The 25,642-nt window shown below is 55.0% G+C and carries 21 protein-coding genes and 1 pseudogene; 11 read left to right on the forward strand and 11 right to left on the reverse strand.

Features of this window, described 5'->3' with window-relative positions:
- Positions 1–125: 125 nt before the first annotated feature.
- Positions 126–944 (reverse strand): ferritin-like domain-containing protein, encoded by an 819-nt coding sequence (locus RC74_RS15160; RefSeq protein ID WP_039002094.1) that lies wholly within the window; start codon positions 942–944, stop codon positions 126–128.
- Positions 941–1,429, reverse strand: coding sequence for a peroxiredoxin (locus RC74_RS15165; protein WP_369756035.1), 489 nt, complete (start codon positions 1,427–1,429; stop codon positions 941–943). The genes RC74_RS15160 and RC74_RS15165 overlap by 4 nt, the downstream gene beginning before the upstream one ends.
- Positions 1,430–1,608: 179 nt before the next feature.
- On the opposite strand from RC74_RS15165, the gene RC74_RS15170 reads away from it, so the two are divergent.
- The 6 genes and pseudogenes from RC74_RS15170 to uvrA all read left to right on the forward strand — a co-directional run bounded on the left by RC74_RS15170 (position 1,609) and on the right by uvrA (position 12,528).
- Positions 1,609–4,824 (forward strand): hypothetical protein, encoded by a 3,216-nt coding sequence (locus tag RC74_RS15170; protein WP_156477491.1) that lies wholly within the window; start codon positions 1,609–1,611, stop codon positions 4,822–4,824.
- 73 nt (positions 4,825–4,897) lie between these two features.
- Entirely contained in the window at positions 4,898–5,944 is a 1,047-nt protein-coding gene (queA, locus tag RC74_RS15175) for a tRNA preQ1(34) S-adenosylmethionine ribosyltransferase-isomerase QueA (RefSeq protein ID WP_039002096.1), read from the forward strand.
- 122 nt (positions 5,945–6,066) lie between these two features.
- Positions 6,067–7,338 carry an MFS transporter gene (locus RC74_RS15180; RefSeq protein ID WP_039002097.1) on the forward strand — a complete coding sequence of 424 codons (1,272 nt, stop codon included), beginning with the start codon at positions 6,067–6,069 and terminating at the stop codon, positions 7,336–7,338.
- A 77-nt stretch (positions 7,339–7,415) separates the two neighbouring features.
- Positions 7,416–7,988: a DUF924 family protein gene (locus RC74_RS15185; protein WP_039002098.1), complete on the forward strand. Its 573-nt coding sequence runs from the start codon at positions 7,416–7,418 to the stop codon at positions 7,986–7,988.
- A gap of 119 nt (positions 7,989–8,107) precedes the next feature.
- Positions 8,108–9,499 (forward strand): dihydrolipoyl dehydrogenase, encoded by a 1,392-nt coding sequence (gene lpdA, locus RC74_RS15190; RefSeq protein ID WP_039002099.1) that lies wholly within the window; start codon positions 8,108–8,110, stop codon positions 9,497–9,499.
- 168 nt (positions 9,500–9,667) lie between these two features.
- A pseudogene (gene uvrA / locus RC74_RS15195) lies at positions 9,668–12,528 on the forward strand (excinuclease ABC subunit UvrA).
- A gap of 57 nt (positions 12,529–12,585) precedes the next feature.
- Here uvrA and mmsB read toward each other — a convergent pair.
- The 4 genes from mmsB to RC74_RS15215 all read right to left on the reverse strand — a co-directional run bounded on the left by mmsB (position 12,586) and on the right by RC74_RS15215 (position 17,273).
- On the reverse strand, positions 12,586–13,461 hold the full coding sequence (gene mmsB / locus RC74_RS15200; protein ID WP_039002101.1) for a 3-hydroxyisobutyrate dehydrogenase: 876 nt from the start codon (positions 13,459–13,461) through the stop codon (positions 12,586–12,588).
- Positions 13,458–14,510 carry an enoyl-CoA hydratase/isomerase family protein gene (locus RC74_RS15205; RefSeq protein WP_039002102.1) on the reverse strand — a complete coding sequence of 351 codons (1,053 nt, stop codon included), beginning with the start codon at positions 14,508–14,510 and terminating at the stop codon, positions 13,458–13,460. The genes mmsB and RC74_RS15205 overlap by 4 nt, the downstream gene beginning before the upstream one ends.
- On the reverse strand, positions 14,507–15,655 hold the full coding sequence (locus RC74_RS15210; protein ID WP_039002103.1) for an acyl-CoA dehydrogenase family protein: 1,149 nt from the start codon (positions 15,653–15,655) through the stop codon (positions 14,507–14,509). Before RC74_RS15210 ends, RC74_RS15205 begins: the two co-directional genes overlap by 4 nt.
- A 118-nt stretch (positions 15,656–15,773) precedes the next feature.
- The gene (locus RC74_RS15215) at positions 15,774–17,273 is read right to left on the reverse strand and encodes a CoA-acylating methylmalonate-semialdehyde dehydrogenase (RefSeq protein WP_039002104.1); all 1,500 of its coding nucleotides are present in this window, start codon (positions 17,271–17,273) and stop codon (positions 15,774–15,776) included.
- A gap of 111 nt (positions 17,274–17,384) precedes the next feature.
- On the opposite strand from RC74_RS15215, the gene RC74_RS15220 reads away from it, so the two are divergent.
- From RC74_RS15220 to coaD, 3 genes are all read left to right on the forward strand, one after another.
- Positions 17,385–18,275, forward strand: coding sequence for a LysR family transcriptional regulator (locus tag RC74_RS15220; RefSeq protein WP_039002160.1), 891 nt, complete (start codon positions 17,385–17,387; stop codon positions 18,273–18,275).
- A 60-nt stretch (positions 18,276–18,335) separates the two neighbouring features.
- Positions 18,336–18,770, forward strand: a complete 435-nt coding sequence (locus RC74_RS15225) for a CBS domain-containing protein (RefSeq protein ID WP_039002105.1) — start codon at positions 18,336–18,338, stop codon at positions 18,768–18,770.
- A 108-nt stretch (positions 18,771–18,878) separates the two neighbouring features.
- Positions 18,879–19,367, forward strand: coding sequence for a pantetheine-phosphate adenylyltransferase (gene coaD / locus RC74_RS15230; RefSeq protein WP_039002106.1), 489 nt, complete (start codon positions 18,879–18,881; stop codon positions 19,365–19,367).
- An 80-nt stretch (positions 19,368–19,447) separates the two neighbouring features.
- Here the strand turns inward: coaD and gap (RC74_RS15235) are convergent, their stop codons facing one another.
- The 4 genes from gap (RC74_RS15235) to tkt all read right to left on the reverse strand — a co-directional run bounded on the left by gap (RC74_RS15235) (position 19,448) and on the right by tkt (position 24,062).
- Positions 19,448–20,452 (reverse strand): type I glyceraldehyde-3-phosphate dehydrogenase, encoded by a 1,005-nt coding sequence (gene gap, locus RC74_RS15235; RefSeq protein WP_039002107.1) that lies wholly within the window; start codon positions 20,450–20,452, stop codon positions 19,448–19,450.
- 122 nt (positions 20,453–20,574) lie between these two features.
- Complete coding sequence (locus RC74_RS22300; RefSeq protein ID WP_156477492.1) at positions 20,575–20,718, reverse strand: hypothetical protein; 144 nt, start codon at positions 20,716–20,718, stop codon at positions 20,575–20,577.
- A gap of 37 nt (positions 20,719–20,755) precedes the next feature.
- Complete coding sequence (gene gap, locus RC74_RS15240; protein ID WP_039002108.1) at positions 20,756–21,760, reverse strand: type I glyceraldehyde-3-phosphate dehydrogenase; 1,005 nt, start codon at positions 21,758–21,760, stop codon at positions 20,756–20,758.
- A gap of 280 nt (positions 21,761–22,040) precedes the next feature.
- Entirely contained in the window at positions 22,041–24,062 is a 2,022-nt protein-coding gene (gene tkt, locus RC74_RS15245; protein ID WP_039002109.1) for a transketolase, read from the reverse strand.
- A gap of 283 nt (positions 24,063–24,345) precedes the next feature.
- Between tkt and RC74_RS15250 the strand changes: the two genes are divergently transcribed.
- Positions 24,346–24,813, forward strand: a complete 468-nt coding sequence (locus RC74_RS15250; RefSeq protein ID WP_039002110.1) for a hypothetical protein — start codon at positions 24,346–24,348, stop codon at positions 24,811–24,813.
- Positions 24,813–25,199 carry a cell division protein ZapA gene (locus tag RC74_RS15255; protein ID WP_039002111.1) on the forward strand — a complete coding sequence of 129 codons (387 nt, stop codon included), beginning with the start codon at positions 24,813–24,815 and terminating at the stop codon, positions 25,197–25,199. Before RC74_RS15250 ends, RC74_RS15255 begins: the two co-directional genes overlap by 1 nt.
- Before the next feature lie 55 nt (positions 25,200–25,254).
- Here RC74_RS15255 and grxD read toward each other — a convergent pair whose 3' ends face one another.
- On the reverse strand, positions 25,255–25,614 hold the full coding sequence (grxD, locus tag RC74_RS15260) for a Grx4 family monothiol glutaredoxin (RefSeq protein WP_039002112.1): 360 nt from the start codon (positions 25,612–25,614) through the stop codon (positions 25,255–25,257).
- Positions 25,615–25,642: the final 28 nt, after the last annotated feature.

Consider the following 25,642-nt stretch of genomic DNA (forward strand, 5'->3'; position numbering starts at 1 on the left):
AATCGGCGTCACCTGAGTGGGTTAACTGTTCGTACCCTCTGGATCAAGATTTTTTGCTATATCTTGTTGAGTTGACTGAAAAAACGGCGAAATTTCGCCTATTTTGTGGGCGCCAATGCCTAGATTTAAGCGTCGTTAATCTCTGTTAACGGCCAATAGAAATCCGGTGGAATACCTGCCTCGGCCCGTTTTTCTTCGTTAAATGGGGGACGTAGGGTCGAATGGAAGTATTTGCGCACGAGGGTATGGAAGACTGGTTTCGGGTCAAGATTGTGGCGTCCGCACAGGAAGTGAAACCATTTGCTGCCGTAGGCCACATGGCCGACTTCTTCGCCATAGATCACTTCTAGCGCCTCAATAGTTTGCGTGTCTTTGGCCTGTTTGAATATTTTGATCATGCCGAGCGTGACATCAAGGCCACGCGCCTCCAACACCATGGGGACAACGGCCAAACGACCCATCAAATCCTCCGCGGTATCCTCGGCGGCTTGCCACATGCCCGCGTGGGCAGGCAGGGCGCCATAGTGGCTTCCGTGTGCCTCAAGACAGTCGGCCATCAGGTTGAAATGTTTGGATTCTTCATCTGCGGCCTTGACCCAATCATCGTAGTATCCAGCGGGCATTTCGACGTGGCCAAAGCGGGCCAGAAGGTCCCAATGAAGATCGACGGCGTTGAGCTCGATATGGGCAACCGCATGTAGAATCGCGATCCGCCCCTCGGGGGTTCCGGGCTTGCGCCGCGGCACGTCGCGGGGATTAAGAAGCGCAGGTTCGTTTGGGCGCGCAGGATGCATAGGGGGATTTGCGGTGCCAGTTTCGGGCGCATTCCCCGCAAGGCGCGCCGCAGCCCATTCGGCAGCATAGCGGCGGGACAGCGCGGTTTTTGCGCGCCCATCGGCGGTGCTTAGAACGTCGGTGGCCATTTCAGCGAGCGTTTTGCTCATCCGTTAACCTCGGTTAACACGGCGTCCAAAACCTCTTGCGCGTGATCTGGCACTTTAACTTTGCGCCATTCGCGCAGGATTTTTCCAGTGCCTGAAATTAGGAAGGTGCTGCGCTCAATGCCCCAGAACACCTTGCCATACATGGATTTTTCGCGCCAAACGCCATAATCTTGGCACATCTGCGTGTCCTCATCACAGATCAAAGGAACAGAGAGCGATTGTTTGGAGATAAAGTTTTCATGCTTTTTTAGGCTGTCTGCGGAAACGCCGAATACCTGTACACCCGCGGCCTCAAATTGAGGGAGAAGTGACGTGAAATCAATGGCTTCTATGGTGCATCCTGCGGTACTATCGCGAGGATAGAAGAATAGAACAACAGGGCTTGGGCGCAGTTCTGATAGGGTGACTTCGCCTTGCTGGGTTGCGGAAACGAAGGGTTTCGTGAAGTCAGGGGCGTTGGTCATTGCGAGGGGGCTATTTTGCATTTCTTGTCTCCAAAGGGAATCGTCCCTGTTGTAACCTGTTTTGCGGCAAGGTAAAATTCGGGAAACGAGCGGGCGTTAACCTTGGTTAATTGCCGCCACATGAGGGTAGTGCGATCAAAGAACCGAAACAACGACGTCCCCTTAAAAAACACCACAAAATCGGGTTAGCCACGCTCCTGATGATCTTTGCTGCCGTTGCTATGACGTTTGGGCTGACATTTTGGGCGTTGAAGCGCGGGATCAACGCTCCCGTTTGGATGATCGAACAGCTTGAAACCCGTCTGAATGCGAATGTTATTCAAGGGGTTGTGGCAGTGGGCGGCGTCCGTGTGGAACTGCTGGACGGGTTGGCGCCCGATATTGTTTTTACCGATGTGGTCTACCTCACAGAGGACGGCCGTCCGATGGCGCAAGTTGATCGCGTGCACGCGGTTTTTGCCGAGTCGCCGATGTTTTCGCCCGAGTTGCTCCCGCGCCGCGTCGCGCTTTCTGGGGCGAAGGTTGTTTTGCGACGGGACCGCAATGGCGCGTTCAACCTTCAGTTTGGGGGCGAGAATGCCTTTGCCGCATCGGGCGATTTTAAGGACGTCATTCGCGAGCTTAAGTCCTTGTTTGAATTTCCTTTTTTGTCAGAAGTGGAAGATGTTTCGGTCAAGGATTTCGACTTTGAATTGATCGATGATTTTAGCGGTAGAACGTGGAATGTGAGCGAAGCCGCGCTGGTTATGAACCTTGCAGGCGGGCAAATTGACATCATTTCCAGCCTAGCGCTTGCGCGTGAAAACAGCGCCCCTGCAACGATGGCGTTCTCTCTTTCTGCGCCCAAATCTGGTTTGGCTGCCCAAGCGATGATCAATGTTCAAAACGTGCGGGCGCGCGATGTGGCGTTGCAATCGCCTGCGCTGTCGTGGCTTGGCGTTTTGGAAGCGCCGATTTCTGGAGCGTTGCGGACGGAACTTTTGGATGATGGTTCGCTTGGTGATTTGAACGGCACTTTGGAAATTGGCGCGGGCGCATTACAGCCAACTCCGACCGCGCATCCCATCCCCTTTAGCGAGGCAAAAGCATACTTTTCCTACGACCCAAAGCGGGCCAAAATCAGTTTTGATCTCTTGCAAGCGAAGAGTGATGCGGGGGAAGTTTTGGCCGAGGGGTTTTCCTATTTGCAGGATTGGGACGGCGCGCGACCAGGCGCGATGGTTACGCAATTGCAGTTTTCAAAAGTGGTCGCCAATCCGGGAAATCTGATGCCGGAACCTGCGGTTTTTGACGGCGGCGCGCTTGATTTTCGCCTGAAACTTGATCCTTTCGTCGCAACCATTGGGCAGCTTTCCCTGACCACTGACGCGCGAAAATTCTTATTTGATGGCGAGATTTCGGCTCCCGAAGGCGACTGGGACGTGCGGGTAAACACGCGTCTGAATACGATCGATCACGACAGCCTTTTGGCGCTTTGGCCCGTTAAGGTCGCGCCGCGCACGCGGAAATGGCTCATGGAAAACGTAACGGGGGGGCTGATTTACAACGTGGTCGCGGCCATTCGTAAAACGCCGGGAGAGCAGCTTCGCGCATCGCTTGGCTATGAGTTTTCCGACGCCACTGTGCGATATTTGAAAACCTTTCCGCCCGTAAAAGGCGGGAATGGTTATGTCTCACTGACCGGCAAGACGATGACGATTGCCGTCAACGAGGGGCATGTTTTGGTGCCCAATGCGGGAAGTCTTGATGTGGCGGGCACGGTCATTTCAATGCCTGACGTGACCCTGCGCCCCGCACCGATGGAAATTGAAATGCTGGCCCGCGGAGAGATTTCGACGGCGCTGTCGCTGTTGGATCTGGAGCCGTTTCGCTTTGTGAGTAAATCCGGCCAGAACGTTGAAATCGCGCAAGGAACGGCGGATATCTTGGCGAAGTTCAGCTTTGATATCGTCAAAAAGGTACAGCTCAAAGACGTGACCTATGATGTTACGGGCAAGCTACTGGACGTGACGTCGACCCGCATTGTACCGTCGAAAATACTGACGTCCGAGCAGTTGGATTTGCATGTGACGCCCGAGTCGCTTCGCATTTCTGGGCCGGGACGGATTGGCACGGAAACCGATAAAGTTGCCTTTAATGTGGTGTGGGAGCAGCTTTTTGGCCCTGAGCATAAAGGGAATTCCAAGGTTACCGGAGACATCGAAATTTCGCAGGAATTTGTGCGCGCGTTTGGCCTTGGTTTGCCGAGGAACATGCTCTCTGGGGCGGGGATTGCGCAGATTGAAATCGACATGCAAAAAGACACGCCGCCGCGCTTTTCTATGACCTCTGATTTAAATCGCTTGGGGATCAGTTTGCCCGAAATTGGCTGGAGTAACCCCAAGAATTCAACGGGGACGCTCGCGGTTTCTGGCGTGCTTGGCAGCCCCGCACAAGTTGAGTCCCTTGAGCTTACGGCCAGTGGTCTGACGGCGAGGGGCAAGATTGAAATGTCGCCAAGTGGCGGGTTGAAAAGCGCGCGGTTAGATAAGGTGCGCCTTGGAAAAGGGTTGGATGTCGGGGTTAACGTTGTTGGGCGCGGGGCTGGGCGCAAGCCCGAAATTAGCGTTGTAAACGGGACCGTTGATCTGCGAAGCTTCAAGCTTCCTTCGGGAAGTGGCGGCGGGAGTGGTGGGGCGGCGACGCCGTTGACGCTGCGACTTGATCGTCTGGTTTTGTCGAACACCCTGTCGTTGACCGACTTTAAGGGCGATTTTTCGACCGGATCGGGAATCACGGGGAAATACACGGGTTTGGTGAATGGACAGGCGGCGGTTTCGGGGACGCTTGCACCGTCTGGAAGTGGAACGGCCATTCGGATGCGCTCCTCGGATGCGGGAGCGGTTTTGCGCGCGGCGGGCCTTTATAAAAATGGGCATTCGGGGGCGATGGATTTGGTTTTGGCCCCGCGCGGGCCTGCGGGGCATTATTCGGGCCGCCTTGTTGCGAATGATTTGCGCATCCGGAATGCACCGGGGATGGCGTCGCTGCTTGGGGCGATCAGTGTTGTTGGGTTGCTGGACCAGTTGGAGGACTCCGGACTGCTGTTCAATGAGGTCGTCGCGGAGTTTGTTCTGACACCAGAACGGCTTACCCTTATGAAAAGCAGCGCGGTTGGCGCCTCCATGGGTATTTCTTTGTCGGGGGCGTATGAATTCGGCTCGCAACGCATTGCCATGAAGGGCGTGTTAAGTCCGCTTTATGTGCTCAATGGGATTGGGTCTATTTTTACTCAAAAAGGCGAGGGGCTCTTTGGCTTCAATTTCTCAATGACGGGGACGGCCACCGCGCCTAAAATCAGCGTCAATCCGTTCTCTATCCTGACCCCAGGGATGTTTCGCGATATTTTTAACGGACCGCCGCCCAAGGCCGAGTAGGTCGGCGCGTGATTCTGCTGGGCAATCCGATATCAAGGTAGTAAACCGCGCAATTCCAAAGCTGGGGACCGCCATGAAACTGTCTGATTTTGATTTTGACCTTCCCGAAGATCGCATTGCGGTGCGCCCTGCGGTGCCGCGCGAGGCTGCACGGCTTTTGGTGGCGCAAGGGACGGGGATTGCCGATTTGCATGTCGCGGATTTGCTCGATCAATTTCGCGCAGGCGACCGTCTGGTTTTGAATGATACCAAGGTTATTCCTGCGCGCCTGTTTGGTACGCGCGCGCGTGATGGGGTTGAGGGGCTGACACAGGCCAAAATCGACGTGACCCTGCTTGCGCCACGTGGCGATGGCAATTGGTTGGCGCTGGTTAAGCCGTTGAGAAAGATCAAAGAAGGCGAGACTGTTGTCTTTACGGACGGGCTTTCGGCGCGCCTGATTGCCAAGGAAGATGGCGCGGCGATTTTGGCGTTTAACCTTGAAGGAAGCGCGTTTGATGAGGCGTTAGAGGCCGCAGGTGCGATGCCTTTGCCACCCTATATTGCCGCCAAACGCCCCGCCGATGCGCAGGATCACGTGGATTATCAAACGGTTTTTGCACGTCATAAGGGGGCTGTTGCCGCGCCGACCGCGTCGCTGCATTTAACGACAGAGATGCTGGAGGCGCTGGCGAAAAAGGGCGTGGATGTAACCTATGTGACGTTGCACGTTGGTGCAGGCACGTTTTTGCCCGTCAAGGTTGACGACATTTCCGATCATAAAATGCATGCGGAATGGGGCGAAGTGACGGCGCAAGCCGTCGCGGAAATTGCGGGTACCAAGGCGGCGGGGCATCGGGTAATTCCGGTTGGCACCACGGCACTGCGGTTGATCGAAACCGCCGCGCGCGCGGGCGAGCTTGCGCCTTGGGTGGGGCCAACGGATATTTTCATCACCCCCGGATTTGAGTTTCGCGTGGCGGATGGGCTGATGACGAATTTCCACCTGCCGAAATCGACTTTGATGATGCTGGTGTCGGCGTTTTTGACCCCAAAAGCCATTCGCTACATCTATGAGCATGCAATCGCCGAGGGGTATCGCTTTTTCTCCTATGGCGACAGTTCGCTCTTGTGGCGCTGACGTTTCTCAACGAAGACGGATGCTTCATAGTTCGACCCTTCTAGACTCTCTAATGTCGTTTTTGTCGCACTAACTTCATTGGCTGCACATATATGTAGCCGAGATTAGAATAGGAGAAACGCATGTTTCAAGTCTTGGGTAGTAGCTGGGCGCTGCTTTTGGGGATGATGTTGTTGATGGTCGGCAACGGTCTTCAAGGCACCCTTTTGGGCGTGCGTGGCGGGATGGAAAATTTCTCGACCTTCTCGATGTCGATCATCATGTCCGCCTACTTCCTCGGCTTCTTGGGCGGGTCAAGAATGGCGCCGTGGATGATCCGTCGGGTTGGGCATGTGCGGGTTTTTGCGGCCTTGGGCTCGTTTATTTCTGCGGTTTTGATCCTTTATCCAACGGTGCCACACCCTGCGGCATGGACCATCGGACGTGTGGTTATCGGTTTCTGTTTTTCGGGGGTGTATGTGACGGCGGAAAGCTGGCTCAACAATTCTGCCAGTAATGAAAATCGCGGCAAGGCCTTGAGCCTTTATATGATGGTGCAAATGTTCGGGATTGTCGCCGCGCAGGGCTTGCTCGCGTTTGGGGAGCCTTCAGGGTACATCCTTTTTGTGATCCCATCGGTGCTCGTTTCGATCTCGTTTGCGCCCATCCTTTTGTCAATCAGCCCAACCCCAGCCTTTGAGCGCACCAAGCCTTTGTCCCTCTTAGCTCTGTGGAATATTTCCCCCCTTGGCTGTGTTGGCATGTTTTTGTTGGGCGGCGTCTTTGCGGCGCAATTCGGGATGTCGGCGGTTTGGGGCTTTCAGGCCGGTCTAAGTATTAAAGAGATCTCGTTTTTCGTCGCTTCGGTCTATGTGGGGGCGTTGGTTTTGCAGTACCCCATTGGGTGGGTCTCCGACAAAATGGATCGTCGGCGACTCATTTTGATCGTTGCCTTTATGGGCGGAACTGCGGCGGTTTGCGGATATTTCTCAGGCGATAACTTCGTTCTATTGACCATCGCGGGCGCTTTGATCGGGGGAACTTCAAATCCGCTTTATGCGCTGCTGATCGCTTATACCAACGACTTTCTGGAGCACGAAGACATGGCCGCGGCCTCTGGCGGGCTACTTTTCGTCAACGGAGTTGGGGCCATTTCTGGTCCGCTTATCGTGGGTTGGATCATGGGGGCGATTGGCCCATCGGGGTATTTTGCCTATCTCGCAGTCCTGATGTTAGGCCTTTCGGCTTATGCAGCTTGGCGGATGACGCGCCGTCCGAGTTCCCATTTGGAGGGCACGGGCCACTACACGCCGGTTTTCTACTCAGCAAGCCCCGTTGCGGTGGAATTAGCCCAAGAAGTGTTCATTGAGACAGCATTGCGCGAAGAAGAAGAGGCTGAACGCTCAGTTTCGTAGTTTTGGCTTGCGTAATGTAGATAGGTTTGCAACGCTTGGGGTTCGGGGGACTGGTTCAAAGCAATGGAGGTTTTACCATGCTGAGCTCTGAAGAAGTACTGGCCTTTTGGCTTGACGACATTGGCCCAGAGGGCTGGTATGCGGGTGGCGACGAGTTGGATGTGCGCATTCGTGATTTCGCCCTTGAAACGTGGGAGTCTGCGATGAGTGGCGGACTTGGGCTTTGGCTCACCTATCCGACGGGCACCTTGGCTTATGTCATTCTAACCGATCAGTTTTCGCGCAATATGTTTCGCGGAACGGCAAAGGCTTTTGCCTCGGATCTGTACGCGCATGCCGCAGCAAAACGGGCGATTGACCGCAAGTGGGATTTGAAGATTAACGAACCCGCGCGCCAGTTTATGTATATGCCCCTGATGCATTCAGAATGCCTGACCGATCAAGACCGCTGTGTGCGGTTGATGGCGGAACGGATGCCCGAAACGGGCGGCACGCAATTGTTGCACGCAAAAGCGCATCGTGAAGTTATTCGTCGCTTCGGCCGATTCCCATTCCGCAACCTTGCGCTGGACCGTCCAGAATTCAAACAGGAAGCAATCTTCCTTGAGCAGGGCGGTTATTCCTCGGCTGTGGAAGCGGTAAGCGCTTGATTTGACGGGGCTTTGATACAGTTTACCCTCTGCGTTTGTACGGCGCGGAGTTGGGAGTATTGATGTGTTTTGGAAAATAGTTTAGCGTTGAACTACATTTTAAAACGGAGTGACCCCACATGTCTTCTAAGTCTTTTGATATCGTTGTTATTGGCTCTGGTCCGGGTGGGTATGTCGCCGCAATCCGTGCCGCGCAACTTGGCCTCAATGTGGGACTTGTTGAACGTGAAAATCTCGGTGGGATTTGCCTGAACTGGGGCTGTATCCCGACAAAAGCTTTGCTGCGCTCAAGCGAGATTTTCCACCAAATGGAACGGGCCAAGGAATATGGCCTGTCCGCCGAGAAAATCGGCTTTGACCTCAAGGCAATCGTTAAACGCTCGCGCGGCGTGGCGGGCCAGATGGCTGCTGGCGTTAAAGGCTTGATGAAAAAGAACAAAATTACCGTTGTGATGGGCGAAGCGACGCTCTCCAAGGGGAAAGTCATCGTGAAAACCGAAGCGGGCACCGAAGAACTGGTCGCCAAGAATATCATCATTGCCACTGGCGCGCGGGCACGTGAATTGCCAGGCCTAGAAGCTGACGGCGATTTGGTTTGGACCTATCGTCACGCCCTTGATCCCGTGCGGATGCCCAAGAAGCTTTTGGTCATTGGGTCGGGCGCAATTGGCATCGAATTTGCAAGTTTTTACAACACGTTGGGCGCGGAAACCACGGTCGTTGAAGTGATGGATCGCGTGTTGCCTGTAGAAGATAAAGACATCTCGGCCTTTGCGAAAAAGCAATTCGTAAAGCAAGGCATGAACATCATGGAAAAAGCCATGGTCAAAAAACTTGATCGCGGCAAAGGTACTGTCACGGCCCATATCGAAGTCGGTGGCAAGATTGAGAAACACACGTTTGATACAGTGATTTCTGCGGTCGGTATTGTTGGCAATGTTGAAAACCTTGGCCTTGAAGACGCGGGCATCAAAGTCGATCGCACCCACATCGTGACCGACGAATATTGCCGTACCGGCGTTGAGGGCGTGTTCGCGATTGGCGATGTCGCAGGCGCCCCATGGTTGGCGCATAAAGCGAGCCACGAAGGCGTCATGGTTGCCGAACTGATCGCGGGCAAAAAAGTGCATTCGATCAAACCCGAGAGCATCGCGGGGTGTACCTATTGCCATCCACAGGTCGCTAGCGTTGGTTATACCGAAGCCAAAGCGATTGAGCTTGGCTATGAGATCAAAGTCGGGAAATTCCCCTTTGTTGGTAACGGCAAAGCCGTCGCTTTGGGCGAGGCGCAGGGCCTTGTGAAAACGGTATTCGATGCAAAAACCGGCGAACTTCTGGGCGCGCATATGGTGGGGGCCGAGGTGACGGAACTGATCCAAGGTTATGTCATTGGACGCACGCTTGAGACCACGGAAGAAGAATTGATGAACACGGTCTTCCCGCATCCGACCCTAAGCGAAATGATGCACGAAAGCGTGCTCGCCGCCTATGGTCGTGCCATCCATATCTAGCGAGTGGTTTAATTTTAAATGCAAAGGGTCGGGGATTACCTCCGGCCCTTTGACCTTTGTGGTGCAAATCCTATGTTTTTGCGAGTTTCGTTCGCCTTCTGTTCCCAAAGCCTCTTGGAACCGGCGCAACTTTGCCCTATCTCTTAAACAAGTCTTAAGAGGTGGATCATGGCCGAGCAGAAATACATCGAAGTTCGCGGCGCGCGCGAACACAATTTGAAGTCAATTGATGTCGACATCCCACGGGATCAACTCGTTGTAATTACGGGTCTTTCTGGGTCTGGAAAGTCGAGCCTCGCCTTTGATACGGTCTATGCTGAAGGGCAGCGCCGTTATGTCGAATCGCTCTCGGCTTATGCGCGGCAGTTCCTTGATATGATGGAAAAACCGGATGTGGATCACATTTCCGGACTGTCCCCCGCGATTTCCATTGAGCAAAAGACCACAAGTAAAAATCCGCGCTCTACCGTCGGCACCGTGACGGAAATTTACGACTATATGCGCCTGCTTTTTGCGCGCGCTGGTACGCCGTATTCTCCGGCAACTGGCCTGCCGATTGAGGCGCAACAAGTGCAGGACATGGTCGACCGCGTGATGACCATGGAAGAGGGGACGCGTGGTTACCTTTTGGCACCGATTGTGCGTGATCGTAAAGGCGAATATCGCAAAGAATTCCTCGACTTACGCAAGCAGGGTTTTCAGCGTGTTAAAGTGGATGGCGAGTTCTACGAACTAGATGAGCCCCCAAATTGGACAAGAAATACCGCCATGATATTGACGTGGTTGTCGACCGTTTGGTCGTGCGCGAAGGTATGGAAACCCGCCTTGCGGACAGCCTGCGCACAGCGCTTGATTTGGCCGACGGCATCGCCATTTTGGAAACCGTTCCTGCCGAGGGGCTGGAACCCGAGCGCCACACCTTTAGCGAGAAATTCGCCTGTCCCGTGTCGGGATTCACCATCCCCGAGATTGAGCCGCGGTTGTTTTCATTCAACACGCCGTTTGGGGCCTGTCCGACCTGTGACGGGTTGGGGATGGAGCTGTTTTTTGACGAACGTTTGGTGGTGCCTGATAGCACGTTGAAGGTTTACGACGGCGCACTTGCCCCATGGCGCAAAGGCAAATCGCCGTATTTTCTACAGACGATTGAAGCCATCGCCAAGCACTATGAGTTTGATAAAAACATCGCGTGGAAGAACTTGCCTGAGAAGGCGCAGCAGGTGTTTTTATTCGGCTCTGGCAAAGAGGAAATCCCCTTCCGCTATGACGAAGGTGGCCGCGTTTACGAGGTTACCCGTACATTTGAGGGCGTGATTCCGAATATGGAACGGCGCTATCGTGAAACCGATTCCAACTGGATTCGTGAAGAATTCGAACGCTATCAAAATAATCGACCTTGTGGGGCATGCGGGGGATTCCGCCTGCGGGAAGAGGCTCTGGCGGTTAAAATCGGAGGCGCGCATATTGGGCAGGTCGTTCAGATGTCGATCCGCGAGGCCTTTGCATGGTGCGAGGACGTTCCTGCGTCCCTTTCGAAGCAGAAAAACGAGATCGCACGGGCGATCTTGAAGGAAGTGCGCGAACGGCTTGGGTTTCTCAACAATGTTGGGCTGGACTACCTCACTTTGAGCCGTAATTCAGGCACGCTGAGTGGTGGGGAAAGTCAGCGTATTCGCCTTGCCAGTCAGATCGGGAGTGGGTTGACTGGGGTGCTTTATGTGTTGGATGAGCCTTCAATTGGGCTGCATCAGCGCGACAACGGGCGCTTGTTGACGACACTTAAAAACCTGCGAGATCAAGGTAATACGGTGATTGTGGTTGAGCATGACGAGGAGGCCGTGCGCGAGGCGGATTACGTTTTTGACATCGGTCCGGGCGCGGGGATTCATGGCGGTCGGGTCGTGGCCGAGGGGACTCCAGCGCAGATCATCGCCAATGCGGCCTCGTTGACGGGGCAATATCTTTCGGGAACACGGGAAATTCCCGTTCCGTCGGTGCGGCGCAAGGGAAATGGCAAGAAAATTAAGGTGGTCAAGGCCACGGGGAACAACCTCAAGAACGTGACCGCCGAGTTTCCGTTGGGGAAATTTGTGTGCGTGACGGGAGTGTCGGGGGGCGGGAAATCGACTCTGACAATTGAGACCTTGTTCAAGACGGCGAGCATGCGTTTGAACGGGGCGCGGCAGACGCCTGCGCCCTGCGAAACCATCCAAGGGTTGGAACATTTGGACAAGGTGATCGATATTGATCAGCGGGCAATTGGCCGCACGCCGCGCTCAAATCCCGCGACGTATACGGGGGCATTTACGCCGATCCGCGATTGGTTTGCGGGGCTGCCCGAGTCGAAAACACGTGGATATAAGCCGGGACGGTTTAGCTTTAACGTGAAGGGTGGACGTTGTGAGGCCTGTCAGGGCGATGGGTTGATCAAGATCGAGATGCACTTTTTGCCCGATGTTTACGTCACCTGCGAGACCTGTCAGGGCGCGCGCTATAATCGCGAAACGCTGGAAGTTAAGTTTAAAGGCAAGAGCATAGCGGACGTTCTTGATATGACGGTTGAGGATGCGCAGACGTTTTTCCAAGCGGTTCCGCCCATTCGCGACAAGATGGATGCACTGGTGCGTGTGGGGCTGGGCTATATCAAGGTCGGCCAGCAGGCGACGACGCTTTCGGGCGGCGAAGCGCAACGGGTGAAATTATCGAAGGAACTGGCTAAACGCTCAACGGGACGCACGCTTTATATTCTGGATGAGCCGACGACGGGGCTGCATTTTGAGGACGTGCGCAAACTGCTTGAGGTGCTGCATGAACTGGTGGATCAGGGCAATTCGGTTGTGGTGATTGAGCATAATCTCGACGTGGTGAAAACGGCGGATTACATCATTGATATCGGGCCTGAGGGCGGCGATGGCGGCGGGGAAATCGTGGCGAAGGGGACGCCGGAGAAGGTTGCCCAAGTGGCGGCAAGTTATACGGGGCAATACCTCAAGCCGATGTTAGAAAAGCGCAAAGTCGCTGCCGAATAGGCAAATGGCTGAGAGCGCGGGCATCGAACCCGCGCCCTCGGCGCCGCTTAGGCGAAGTTAGCTCGTACGGCCACGTTTTTCAAAGCGCGGCAACATAGCGGAGAAATCCTTGCCGCGACCGCCCTCATTTTCGACGAATTCCGCATAGAGGGCCTTGGCGAGGGCGCCCATCGGGGTGTCGGCGTCGATGTTTTCGGCGGCTTGTTGGGAAAGGCCCAAGTCCTTGAGCATCAGCTCGGCCGCAAAGCCAGGTTTGTAGCCGTTGTCGGCGGGGCTTTGGGGGCCAATACCAGGCGCGGGGCAATAAGTGTTCATGGACCAGCTTGAGCCGGAAGAAGTACTGACCACGTCGAACATTTTTTGCCGATCGAGACCCAATTTGTCAGCCATTGCAAAGGCCTCGCAGGTGGCAATCATGGTCACGCCGAGGATCATGTTGTTGCAGATTTTGGCGGATTGACCCGCGCCTGACTCGCCACAATGCACCGCTTTTTGGCCCATGATATCAAAGAGGGGGGCTACCATTGCAAAGCCCTCGTCGGAGCCGCCCGCCATGAAAGTGAGAGTGCCCGCTGAGGCGCCACCGATGCCGCCAGACACGGGGGCGTCGACGGCCAGAAGGCCCGCCAATTGGGCCTGTTCGGCCACGTCGCGTGCGCTTTCGACATCCACCGTGGAGCAATCCAAAAAGCAGCTTCCACTAGACATCGCAGGGATGATTTCATCGGCGACGGAACGCAAAATCGCACCATTTGGCAGCATTGTGATGACGACGTCGGCCTCTAAGACTGCTGCCTGTGCGTCTTTAGCTTTTGCGACACCTTCAGGGCAGGGCGTTACAAGATCAAAGCCTGTCACCTCGTGGCCTGCGCGCGCCAAATTGGCAGCCATGGGGCCGCCCATATTTCCTAGTCCGATAAATCCGATTTTCATAGCAGATCCTCCTTATCTTTGGTGAATTTGTCTTGCCCGAGAGGCATCAAAAGCTGTGACACAAGAATCGGCGGAACCGATTGTGCATCGCTGTGGAGCCACTTGGGGGCGTTGTCTTTGTCGATTATTCTGGCGCGGACGCCTTCGAGGAAATCGGAGTCTGTGATCGCGCGGTGGGTGAAGCGATATTCCAGTTCCAGCACATTCCAGATCGTATGGTTCGTGCGCCGCTGACGGTGGATGAGTTCCGTTGTGGCACACATTGATAACGGAGAGTTGCGCGCAAGGGTTTGGAGGGATTTCTGCGTGAATTCAGTCTCTTCTGAGACAAGGCTACGGATAATATCGCCCATGGTTTCACCGCCGAAATGGGCGTCAATCTCGCCCGACATGGCTTTATAACGGCCTTCGGGGGCGGTTTCATATGCTGCTTCGACCAAAGTATAATCGCCGGTTTCTGCGAGCTTTTCGATCAAAGTGGGCCAGTTTTCGCGCGGGATATATCCATCGGCAAAACCGGCATAAATCGCGTCGCCCGGGCCCATGCGGGCGCCCGTTGCGCCGAGGTATTCGCCAAGGCGACCGGGGGCTTGGCCGAGGAGCCAGCTTCCGCCGACGTCGGGCACCAAACCGATGACGGATTCGGGCATGGAAATCTGGGTGGATTCGCAAACGACGCGGTGAGAGGCGTGGCAGCCAAGGCCGACGCCACCGCCCATGACATAACCGTGCATGAGGCTGATCAGGGGTTTGGGATATTCGAAAAGTTCGGCGTTCATTTGGTACTCATTGCGCCAGAAGCTTTGGGCCTTTTCGACTTGGTCGCCAGTGCCCCAGTTGTAGATTTCGGCGACGTCGCCACCCGCGCAAAAGGCCTTGTCACCTGCGGCGTCCAGAACAACGAGGGCGATGCTGTCGTCCTTCGCCCATGCCCGCATGACGGGGGCGAATTCTGCGAGCATATCGGCGGAGAGGGCGTTCAAAGCTTCGGGGCGGTTCAGGGTGATGTGGCCGATTTTGCCCACCACGCGTGCATGAATGAGGCTCATGAGTTGCGCTCCGTCAGGAGGGCGCGGGCGACGATCATACGCATAATTTCATTGGTCCCTTCGAGGATTTCATGGACGCGCAAATCGCGCACAATTTTCTCGATGCCGTAGTCGGAGAGGTATCCATAGCCGCCGTGGAGTTGCAGGCACTGGTTGGCGGTTTTGCTGCCGACCTCGGTGACAAATCGTTTGGCCATGGCGCAGAATTTCGTGGCATCGGGCGCGCCTTGGTCGAGTTTCCACGCGGCTTGGCGCAGGAAAATTCGGGCCGCTTGCATTTCGATTTCCATGTCGGCGAGGCGAAATTGCAGGGCTTGGAATTGATCGATCGGTTTGCCGAAAGCCTTGCGTTCGCCCATATATTGCAGGGTAGATGTAAGGGCAGTTTGCGCCGCGCCAAGAGAGCAGGCGGAAATGTTCAAACGACCACCATCAAGCCCCGCCATCGCATATGTGAAACCTTTGCCGCGCTCGCCGAGCAGATTTTCGGCGGGAATGTTGCAATTGTCCAACTGCACTTGGCGGGTGGGTTGGCTTCTCCAGCCCATTTTTTCCTCAAGGGCGCCGAAGCTTAGGCCCTCGCTGCCATCTTCTACGATCATCGCGGAGATGCCCTTGGGGCCGTCGCCGTCGCTGCGGGCCATCACGATATAGGCGTCGGCATAGCCGCCACCCGAAATGAAGGCCTTGGTGCCGGTGAGGGAAAATCCGTCAGCGGTTTCGACCGCGCGGGTTTTAAGCGCGGCGGCGTCGGAGCCTGAGGCGGGTTCGGTGAGGCAATAGGCGAACACGCGTTCCATGGAAATTGCGGAGGGGAGGTACTTTTCGCGCAACGCGTCGGAGCCGAATTTGTCGATCATCGCGGCACACATGTTGTGGATCGAGAGCATGGCGGCGACTGAAGGGCAGGCCGCCGAAAGGGCCTCAAACACCAAGGTTGCGTCAAGGCGAGACAGGCCGGTGCCGTCGTTTTCTTCGCGAACGTACAAGCCGCCAAAGCCGAGTTCAGCGAGTTCGGGCCAAAGGGATTTCGGGATGTCTCCTGCGGCCTCCCATTCGCGCGCAAAAGGCGCGATGCGCTCTTGGCCGAAGGCATAGGCCATCTCAAATATTGTCGATTGCTCGTCCGTCAAAGCAAAATCCATGGGGTTTCCTCCGTACCGCTTGAATTGAACGCTTGTTTAGTTTTTCAATGTTGCAAGAGTATTGCAAGCGCAATCGCCGCAAGAAAAAGGCCGGCGATTGCGCGCCGGCCTTTGTTATTTAGTCAAACGCTTTGAAGTTGAACTCGCCGCCTTCTTTGAGGCCTGAGGGCCAGCGCGACGTCACCGTTTTGGTGCGGGTGTAGAACTTGAACGAGTCAGTCCCGTGTTGGTTCAAGTCGCCAAAGCCGGATTTTTTCCAGCCGCCAAAGGTGTGGTAAGCGAGCGGTACAGGGATGGGCACGTTGATGCCGACCATGCCGATGTTAATGCGGTGCGCAAAGTCACGCGCCGTGTCGCCATCGCGGGTAAAGATCGCGGTGCCGTTGCCGTATTCGTGGTCCATGGCAAGGCCGAGAGCCTCTTCATAGGACGCCGCACGAACGGTGCAAAGCACGGGGCCGAAGATCTCTTTTTTGTAGATGTCCATGTCGGGTGTGACGTGGTCAAAGAGGTGTGGGCCGACGAAAAACCCGTCTTCATAGCCTTGCAGTGAGAAGCCACGGCCATCAACCGCGAGGGTCGCGCCTTGGGCAATGCCGGTTTCCACGAGGGCTTCGATGTTTGCCTTAGCGGCGGCCGTTACAACGGGGCCGTAATCCACGTCGTCGCCTGCTGTGTAAGGTCCGACTTTGAGGGCCTCAATGCGGGGGATCAGTTTTTCGATGAGTTTGTCAGCGGTTTCTTCGCCCACGGGAACAGCCACGGAAATCGCCATGCAGCGTTCGCCAGCCGCGCCAAAACCAGCGCCGATCAGGGCGTCGGCAGCTTGGTCAAGATCGGCATCAGGCATGATAATCATGTGGTTTTTCGCGCCGCCAAAACATTGAACGCGTTTGCCGTTGGCACAGCCGCGCGAGTAGATGTAGGAGGCGATTGGGGTGGAACCAACGAAGCCAATGGCTTGGACGGTTTCATTGTCGAGGATCGCATCGACGGATTCTTTGTCGCCGTTGACCACTTGCAGGATGCCATCAGGAAGGCCTGCTTCTTGGAAGATTTCGGCCAGCATCAAAGGCACGGATGGGTCGCGCTCGGAAGGCTTGAGGATGAAGGCGTTGCCGCAAACAAGGGCGGGGCCCATTTTCCAGAGAGGGATCATGGCGGGGAAGTTGAAAGGGGTAATTCCTGCAACAACACCAAGAGCTTGGCGCATGGAATACATGTCGATGCCACGGCCTGCAGAGTCGGTAAAATCGCCTTTGAGAAGGTGGGGAGCACCGATGCAAAATTCGATAACTTCAAGGCCGCGCTGCACGTCGCCTTTGGCATCTGCGAAGGTTTTGCCGTGCTCGCGCGAAAGGGCTTCGGCGAGTTTGTCCATGTCGCGATTGATCAGGCCAACGGCGGCCATCATCACGCGGGCACGGCGTTGTGGGTTGGTCGCGGCCCATTTTGGTTGCGCGGCAGCGGCGGAAGCAACTGCGGCATCAAGCTCGGCTTTGGAGGCCAAAGGAACTTTGGCTTGAACTTCGCCAGTCGCAGGGTTGAAGACATCGGCAAAACGTCCTGATGTACCTTTGACGTGTTTGCCGTCGATGAAATGGGTGAGTTCGTTCATGGGAAGTCCTCCGTTTAGGTTGTCCGCAACTTAGTCTTGCATTTATGCGAAATATATAGGAATTTTACCAAATAGGTTTTGCATTTTTGTAGGTATCGGGGCGGCATGGAAATTAAGTGGGACGACTTGCGGATTTTCCTCTCAGTGGCGCGCAGCGAGAGCATTTCGGGGGCGGGGAAAAGCCTGCGGATTGATGCGGCGACGGTCGGACGCAGGATTGCGCGACTTGAGCGAGACCTTGAAACGCCGCTGTTTGCGAAATCCCCGCAAGGGTATGCGCTGACGGATGCGGGGCAACGTTTGGTGGACCACGCGGCGCAAGCAGAGCAATCCGTGGGGGCGGCGGTCGCGGACTTGCGCGGCGCGGCGCAGGGCTTGTCGGGGGTGATCCGCATTGGCGCGCCTGATGGCTGTGCGAATTATTTACTGCCTCAGATTTGTGCGCAGATATGTGCGGACCATCCGGGTTTGGATGTTCAAATCGTGGCTTTGCCGCGGGTGTTTAACCTTTCTAAACGCGAAGCGGATATGGCGATTACGGTAAGTCCCCCAACGGCGGGGCGGCTAACGGTTCAGAAACTTTCGGATTATCACCTGCATTTGGCAGGCAGTGAAGCCTATCTTGCGGCCCATCCCAAGGTTGAAAAATTGAAGGATATCAAAGGGCATCGGATGATCGGCTATATTCCCGATATGATTTTTGACAAGGAACTCGACTATCTGGCCGAAGCAGGCGCCGAGCGCGTGACGCTGGGATCAAATTCGGTGTCGGTGCAGTTTAATTGGGTGCGCACGGGGGGCGGCCTTGGGATTGTGCATGATTTTGCCATCCCCTCGGCGCCGCATGTGCGAAAAATTCTCACCGATCATATTTCGTTAACGAGAAGTTTTTATTTGGTCCGCCATATTGATGATCGGCGCGTCACGCGGCTCAATACGTTTGCTGATTTACTGTCCCAAGGGGTGCGTCGAGAAATTGCGCATCTTGAAGCGCAATCTTGACAGCGCGTGAATTGGAAGCGAACGTGAGAATATATAATTCAACTTTAGGAGGTGCTGCCCATGCTCGTACAACAGATTTTGAAATCCAAGGCGACGGATGGCGTGATTACCCTCACTGTGGACGCCACATTGAGCGAGGCCGCAGCGCTTTTGTCGTCCAAGAAAATTGGGACGATTGTGGTTTCTAACAATGGTAAATCCGCAGATGGGATTCTTTCGGAGCGCGATATCGTGCGCGAATTGGGGCGGCGCGGTGCCGGATGTATGACGGATAAACTCGAAGACGTAATGACTAAAAAGCTGGTGACCTGTACGTTGACGGATCGCGTTGACGATATTTTGCAAAGTATGACAGACGGGCGTTTTCGCCACATGCCAGTGTTGGAGAATGGCGAACTTGTGGGGCTTATTTCGATTGGTGACGTTGTAAAGGCCAAGCTCGCGGAGCTTTCGATGGAAAAAGACGCGCTTCAAGGGATGATTATGGGGCACTAGCCCCTTTGCGGCACATCCGAAAAAAAATCGATTTTATTGGGTTGAGGGCTTGCAATCCTTAGTGCAATAATGTTGCGTGCGCGAAACAATCGCAATGGAGGATCGCAGATGCGGATTGGTCTATACCCCGGAACTTTTGACCCGATTACCTATGGGCATATTGATATTATTCGACGTGCAAGTGCATTGGTTGATCGGCTGGTCATCGGGGTTGCAATCAACCGCGACAAGGGGCCGTTGTTTGACTTGAACGAACGGGTCGCGATGATCGAGGCGGAATGCGCGCCATTGGCCAAGGAGGTCGGCATCGAGATTGTGGTGCATCCGTTTGAAAATCTGTTGATTAAATGCGCAAATGACGTGAATGCGCAGATTATAGTGCGCGGCCTTCGCGCGGTGGCCGATTTTGAATATGAGTATCAAATGGTCGGGATGAACCGCGCCTTGGACAGCCGAATTGAAACGGTCTTCCTGATGGCAGACGCCAAACATCAAGCGATTGCCAGCAAGCTGGTGAAAGAGATCGCGCGGCTTGATGGCGATGTGAGTAAATTCGTAACCCCCGCCGTGAATGCGGCGTTGCTGGCGAAGTATTAAGTTTTAAATATTTGTTTTATAACGAAAAAAAGCCGCCCTTTAAGGCGGCTTTTTGTGTTTGGATGCTAAGTACGACGTGCTTAGATAAGTTTGCCCATCGCAACGGCTGTGTCTGCCATACGATTTGAGAAACCCCATTCATTGTCATACCAAGTGAGGATGCGGCAGAGGTTGCCGTCCATAACTTTGGTTTGATCGGTCGCGAAGATCGAGGAACGTGGATCGTGGTTGAAGTCCATCGACACGAGTTTCTCGTCGGTGACGCCAAGGATCCCTTTGAGGGGACCAGAGGCCGCCGCTGCGGAAATCGCGGCGTTGATTTCTTCGACCGTTGTGTCGCGTTTGGCTTCAAATGTGAGGTCAACAACCGAAACATTCGGCGTTGGAACACGGATCGCAACCCCATCAAGGATGCCGTTCAATTCTGGAAGCACGAGGCCCACAGCTTTGGCAGCGCCGGTCGACGTTGGGATCATGTTGCAGGCTGCGGCGCGGGCGCGATACAAATCGCTGTGCATCGTGTCGAGCGTGGGTTGATCGCCCGTATAGCTGTGGATCGTTGTCATGAAACCACGTTTAATGCCGATGGCATCGTTCAACACCTTCGCAACGGGCGAAAGACAGTTGGTCGTGCAGGACGCGTTGGAAACGATGATGTCGTCTGCGGTAAGAACACCATCGTTCACACCATAAACGATGGTCTTATCGGCACCTGCGGAGGGGGCGGAAACCAGAACGCGGCTCGCGCCGTTTTCAAGGTGGATCGCTGCTTTGTCGCGCGCGGTAAAGATACCGGTACATTCCAGAACGATATCGACGTGTCCCCAAGGTAATTCGGCGGGGTTACGGATCGCGGTAACTTCAATCGGGCCACGGCCAACGTCGATGGTGGAGCCGGTGGTTTTTACGTCATGGGGGAAGCGTCCGTGAACCGTGTCGTAGCGCAAAAGATGGGCGTTAGTTTCGACAGGTCCAAGATCATTGATTGCGACAACTTCGATATCAGTGCGGCCGGATTCGATGATTGCGCGCAGGACATTGCGTCCAATCCGTCCAAAACCGTTGATCGCTACTTTTACAGACATGTGTGAGTCTCCTTGGACATCAAATCAAGTGAGTGGGGGCCACGTGTGTGTTAACGCTAACAAGCTTCTGTTGCAAGTGACGCCCTGCAAAATGCGGTGAGAATATTGTGATGTATACGCTGTCAGCGCCAGAAGGCGATGTAATCCGTTAATTCCCAAAATTTCTGGCAAAGCACAATCGTCATGGCCCAGTCGAAAAAGGTATAATCGACGGCTAGAAAAATAAAGATACAGACGCCGAGGCTGATTGCGAGGGTGTTGTTCATAGGTCTCCGGCTCGTCTGCGCCAGAAATGACGCCTGTTTAGTGCAACAGACGCCCCATTGCCGCCGCGACATCGGCCATACGGCAGGAGAATCCCCATTCGTTATCGTACCATGCAAGCACACGCACAAGGCGTTTGCCCACAACTTTTGTTTGGTCTGGGGCAAAGATAGACGAATGTGGGGTGTGATTGAAGTCGATAGAAACTTTTTGTTCGGGGTCATAAGCGAGGACCGCGCCCATATGGCCATTGGCGGCGGCGGCGACGATTTCGTTGATATCGTCGGCGGTCACGTCTTTTTCCGCGACGAAAGTAAGGTCGATGGCGGAGACATTGGGCGTGGGCACGCGCATGGAGGTGCCGTCGAGTTTGCCGTCGAGTTCTGGGAGGACGAGGCCGAGGGCCTTTGCGGCACCCGTGGAGGTCGGGATCATCGACATGGCGGCGGCGCGGGCGCGATAAAGGTCGGGGTGGCGGCGATCAAGGGTGGGTTGGTCGCCTGTGTAGCTGTGGATTGTGGTCATGATGCCGCTTTCGATTCCCACTGCGTCATTAAGGACTTTGGCGAGGGGGGCGAGGCAGTTGGTGGTGCAGGACCCGTTGGAGACAATCGTATCTTGGGGCAGCAGGTCGCGATGGTTGACACCATACACAACCGTACGGGCGACGTTGGTGGCGGGGGCGGAAATAAGCACGCGTTTCGCGCCTTGTTTCAGGTGAATGGCGGATTTCTCGCCATCGTTGAAATTGCCGGTGCATTCCAGCACGACGTCGCATCCCGACCAGTCAAGCTCAGAGGGATCATAGGTGCTCATGACGTCCATCGGGCCACGGCCCAAATCCATGGTCGAACCGTCAACGCGCACGTCATTGGCAAAGCGTCCATGGACGGAGTCGTATTTGAGCAAGTGGGCGTTGGTTTCGATGGGGCCTGTGGCGTTGATTTTTACGACTTGGACATCGTTGCGTCCGCTTTCGGCAATATGGGCCAATGTACAGCGGCCGATGCGGCCAAATCCGTTAATCCCGAGTGTCACAGTCATAATATTATCCTCTGGCAGCGTCCTTCAGGGGCCTCTGACGGTTTGGCTGTTAAGGGAGTTATACAGGACGGGCTTGCCTCGGATAAAGCGCTATAACGCTTTAATTGCAGCATGTTAGCGTTATCTTTTGGTGTTGGCGCTAACAGTTTTCGCGTTAAAATTGATGGTTGCGGTAACAGGGTGCGATAGGGTGAATCACCGCGTTCACATTTGGGTGGCCACAAAAATGCCCCGCCAACGGAAAGTCAGCGGGGCCAATTTTGAGGGTGTCAGAGCGGGCTTATTTGCCCAGAAGCTCTTTGACTTTCTTGACGGTCTCTTCAGCGGTGATGCCGAATTTTTCATAGAGCGTGGGGGCAGGGGCGGAAGCGCCAAAGCCCGTCATGCCAACGAAACCCGCTTTGGTGGATTTGCCGCGCTCTCCTGTGAGCCATTTATCCCAGCCCATTTGCACGCCAGCTTCAATAGCAACCCGAACTGGGCCGCCAGGGAGGATGCGTTTGCGGTAAGCGTCGTCTTGGGCTTCAAACAGTTCCATACACGGCATGGACACGACGCGTACGCCGATGCCTTCCGCTTCGAGCATATCCGCAGCTTTGAGCGCGATTTCAACTTCAGAACCCGTGGCCATCAAGATGGCCTCACGTTTCGCAGTTGCGTCGCGCAGGACGTAAGCGCCGAGGGCTGTAAGGTTTTTGTTTTTGTGCTCAAGGCGTACCGTTGGCAGGTTTTGACGTGAAAGCGCCATGACCGATGGGGTGTCTTTGACCGTAAGGGCCACTTCCCATGCTTCGGCGGTTTCTACGGTATCCGCAGGGCGGAAGACGTAAGTATTTGGCGTCGCACGCGAAATCGCGAGATGCTCAACAGGTTGATGGGTTGGGCCATCTTCGCCAAGGCCGATGCTGTCGTGGGTCATAACGAAAACCGTGGGAATTTTCATCAGGGCCGCAAGGCGCATCGCAGGGCGAGCATAGTCGGTGAAACACATGAATGTGCCGCCGTAGGGGCGTACGCCGCCGTGCAGCGCCATGCCGTTCATTGCCGAACACATGCCATGCTCGCGGATGCCGTAATAGACATAGCGACCCTTGCGATCTTCGGGGGTAAAGACACCCAAATCAGGCGTTTTTGTATTGTTCGATCCGGTAAGGTCGGCAGAGCCGCCAACGGTTTCGGGCAACAAGGGGTTGAGGACTTCGAGGGTCATTTCAGAAGATTTCCGTGTGGCAACTTTGGGCTGTTCTTCGGAGATTTTCTTTTTCAGGGCTTTGACCGCCGCAGAGATTTTCTGAGGCGCATCAAGCGCATAGGCGCGGGTGAAGTCGGATTGTTTGCCACCAGGCAAGGCTTCGAAACGGGCGGTCCACTCTGTGAATTCAGAGGCTCCGCGTGCGCCAATCGCGGCCCAGCCTGCTTGAACGTCCACAGGGATGACGAAGGGCGCGTGGTCCCAGCCGTAAACTTTGCGGGTGTCAGCAATGAGGGTCGCATCCGTCAAGGCGCCGTGGCCTTTGGAGGTGTCCTGCGCCGAGGAGCCAAGCGCGATATGCGTGGCACAAGCGATCATCGAGGGCTTGTCGGATTTTTTCGCGGCGGCAATGGCGGCGTCAATCGCAACAGGATCGTGGCCGTCGATTTCTTGCACGTGCCAGCCAGACGCCTCAAAGCGCATGGGTTGGTTCGTACGGTCGGAGATTTCAACTTTACCGTCGATTGTGATGCCGTTGTTGTCCCAGAACACGATGAGTTTCGAGAGTTCTTGGCGACCTGCAAGGGCGATGGCTTCGTGGGAAACGCCTTCCATTAGGCAACCGTCACCGGCGATCACATAGGTATAGTGATCGACGACTTTCTTGCCGTAATGGGCGCGTTGGATTTCTTCGGCCATGGCGAAGCCGACGGAATTTGCCAGACCTTGGCCAAGGGGACCGGTTGTGGTTTCGATGCCAGTGGCGTGGCCAAACTCAGGATGGCCCGCAGTGATCGCGCCCCATTGGCGGAAGTTTTTGATCTGGTCGATGGTCATATCCGCATAGCCCGTGAGGTGGAGCAGCGAATAAAGTAGCATCGAGCCGTGGCCCGCAGAGAGGATAAAACGGTCGCGGTCAGGCCATTGTGGGTTCTTTGGATCGAATTTTAGGTGCTTTTCAAACAAAACGGTCGCGACGTCGGCCATGCCCATCGGCATGCCGGAGTGACCGGAATTGGCAGCAGCAACGGCATCTAGTGTCAGGACGCGAATTGCGGCGGCCTTGTTCCAGTGTTCAGGATGCTCTTTACGAAGGGTAGCAATATCCACGTTGTTTTCCTTTGGTTCGGGCCTAGAAGAGTTCGTTGCGCGTTTGATAGCAGCCCAAGCGTGAAGATCAAGAAAGATCAGCCTATTGAGCCAAGCTATTGGTCCAAAAGGGGGCGCATTTCCGCAAATTCCGCTTTAAACTAGCCTTGAGCCGCGCATGAGCGGCGATTCGCACAGCCTTTGGGACGCGCGGGTCGTTGACAGTTCGGGCAAGAATGACCCAAATGGGACCAAATGATCCCAAAACGAGCTTTCTTGTGGCGCACGAAGAGGAGACAGGCAAATGAGCGATATTGTTGAGTATGAGCGCCGAATTACGGCCGCCCTGACCAAAATTAGTGAACGACTGAATGCCGGTGGGGCAAGCGCCAGTACTGCAGATACCAGCGCCCTTGAAGCCGCACTGGAATCCGAGCGCACAGTCAATGCACAGCTTGAAGAGCGGGTGCGGGCGATCAAAACCAAACAAGAAGAAAAAATGGCGCAACTTGAAAAGCGCGTGGCCACGTTGCAAAGCGGGTATGGCCAACTTGAGGGCGACGTGAGCCGCCTCAAAGGCGTGAACGAGCAATTACGCGAGAGCATCCACGCGTTGCGTGAAACCAATCAGTCGAATGTTGGTGAGCCGCATTTGATCAATAAATCGATGTTGGTGGAGCTTGAAGCCTTGCGGGCTGTACACACCTCTGATCGCCACGAAATGGACAGTTTGCTTGGTGAACTCAACCAGATTATTGGGGAGGAAGCCTAATGCCCGAAGTAAAAATCACTATTGGTAGTCGCGAATTTGAAGTCAGTTGTCAGGAGGGCGAGGATCACTTCCTGCATTCCGCAGCAGCGCTATTGGATGCCGAAGCCTCGGTTTTGTCGTCGCAAATTGGCCGGATGCCCGAAGCGCGGATGTTGTTGATGGCGGGCCTGATGCTTGCAGATAAAACGGCGGGTCTTGAGGAACGTTTGGCGCAAGCAAACGAGAAATCCAAAGCCCAAGAACAGTTGATTGCTGAATTGCGCGACCGCCCCGCCGTGACAGAGCCAGTAGCGGTGATTCCGCAGCAGATTTTCGAGACGATGGCCGAATTGGCAGCGCGGGCCGAAGCGCTTGCGGAAGAAGTCGAAGAAAAAATGAACGCCTAATATGAAAATGCCCGCCGAACCGAGGTTTGACGGGCATAAAACAGGGGTGTGAAATTTACGCGTTTGCGGCGCGAATTTTATCGGAAGCGTCTTTGTCGTATGTCACACCATTTTCAGCGAAAAGCGTGTCCAATTCGCCAGAAAGCGTCATCTCGGTGATGATGTCACAGCCGCCAACAAATTCACCTTTGACATAAAGCTGGGGGATTGTCGGCCAATCGGAATAGTCTTTGATGCCTTGGCGGATTTCTTCGTCGGCCAGAACGTTCACGTCGCTAAACTCAACGCCCATGAAGTTCAAAACCCCAGCAACGCGGCTTGAAAATCCGCATTGTGGCGCGTCTTTTGTGCCCTTCATAAAGAGAACAACGTCGTTCGCGGTGACGGCTTCTTTGATCTTTGTGTCTGCACTCATCGGAGCATCCTTTACATTTTGGGAGGGG

The organism is Falsihalocynthiibacter arcticus (assembly GCF_000812665.2).
Classification (GTDB): domain Bacteria; phylum Pseudomonadota; class Alphaproteobacteria; order Rhodobacterales; family Rhodobacteraceae; genus Falsihalocynthiibacter; species Falsihalocynthiibacter arcticus.